Origin of the sequence: Mesorhizobium sp. M7A.F.Ca.US.014.04.1.1, assembly GCF_003998745.1 — a bacterium.
Lineage (GTDB): Bacteria > Pseudomonadota > Alphaproteobacteria > Rhizobiales > Rhizobiaceae > Mesorhizobium > Mesorhizobium ciceri.
Genome location: NZ_RZRW01001018.1, coordinates 1 through 1256 on the forward strand (window position 1 = coordinate 1; position 1256 = coordinate 1256).

Here is a 1256-nt window from a genome sequence, read left to right on the forward strand (position 1 = left end):
ATAACCGACGCGCTGAGGCGCAAGCTTCTCAATGTCACCGCCAGGGTCAACGCCGCCGTCAAGCCGATGAGCGACATGGACATCTACGGCAAGGACGAGGTCTGGGCCTATCCCGACAAGGGCGTCGGCGATTGCGAGGACTATGTGCTGGAAAAGCGACGCCAGCTTTCGCGCATGAGCATCTCGCTTGCCGATCTTCTGATCACCGTCGTGCGCAAGCCCGACGGCGAGGGCCACGCCGTGCTGACGGTGCGCACCGACGAGGGCGACTATGTGCTCGACAATCTGACCGACAAGGTCAAGCCATGGGACGCGACCGGCTACCGCTTCCTCAAGCGGCAGGCGATCGACAACACCGGCCGCTGGGTCTCGATCCGCGGTGGCCAGCAAGTTCTGGTCGGCGCGGTTCAGTAGGCACCGGCAACGGCGGCTTCCCTAGGGGCGGCATCCAACGCTTCGTCATCACAGGGCTGAGCAGGAGCGAAGCTCCGTCGCGAAGACCCCGGGATCCATGCCGTGATGCCGATGAAGAACGCTGCGGCGCAGGAACAGGCGCCTGCAATCGTCATACCGTCATCACCAGATCTTTTGCCCCGTCGCGACGCTCGCAACTCGCGGCATGGATCCTCGGGTCTGCGCGTCCGCTCCGCCCGTGGATGACGAAATCGATGGGCCCTCCGCCAGAATTCGCATTTCTCCGTGAACCATTTCGCTCCGGCCAGCGACACACAGCCGTGAACCGAAACCAACCATGGAGACTTCAGATGACTGCTTTTCTGCGAAACACCCTTCTTGCCGCTATCGCGGTGTCGAGCATGGCCGGATCCGCCATGGCCGATCAGACCACCAGCTGTGCCAAAGCCAACCTCAACGACCTCTGGGCCGGCCGCTGTTGCGGTGATGCCGGGGCGTCGGACTGCCTGGGCGGCGGAAACAATGGCCACGACCACGGCGATCATGGCCGGGGTGGAAATGGCGGCACCGCCGGCAAGAAATGATCTCACCACTTTGCCCGCCGGCGGGCAGTGTCCTCGTGAGGCAGGCGAACTTGTACCGGCGCGGACCGTCAGGCTACGGCCGCTGGTTCAACGCCCCGCGGATCGATGCGGTGATGCGGCGAAGCTCGGTTTCGTCGAGTTTCTCGATGTTTTCCGCCAGCAGATTGGCGAGCTCGGTGGCGGCGGGGGAAAGACCCGACGTGTCGAGTTTTACACGCGGGTGCGAGGCCTCGGCCAGCCGCGCCAGTTCCTCGGCAT

General features: G+C 64.0%; 2 protein-coding genes and 1 pseudogene. 2 read left to right on the forward strand and 1 reads right to left on the reverse strand.

What is annotated here, in order from left to right; genetic code table 11:
• Window positions 1-414 (forward strand): transglutaminase-like cysteine peptidase (locus EOA22_RS34090; protein ID WP_127390639.1); only part of this gene is annotated, 414 nt, incomplete at its 5' end.
• A 416-nt stretch (window positions 415-830) separates the two neighbouring features.
• Window positions 831-998 (forward strand): hypothetical protein, encoded by a 168-nt coding sequence (locus tag EOA22_RS34095; RefSeq protein ID WP_245441843.1) that lies wholly within the window; start codon window positions 831-833, stop codon window positions 996-998.
• Window positions 999-1071: 73 nt separating this feature from the next.
• Here the strand turns inward: EOA22_RS34095 and EOA22_RS34100 are convergent.
• Window positions 1072-1256 (reverse strand): annotated as a pseudogene (locus EOA22_RS34100) (transcriptional regulator); the annotation flags it as partial.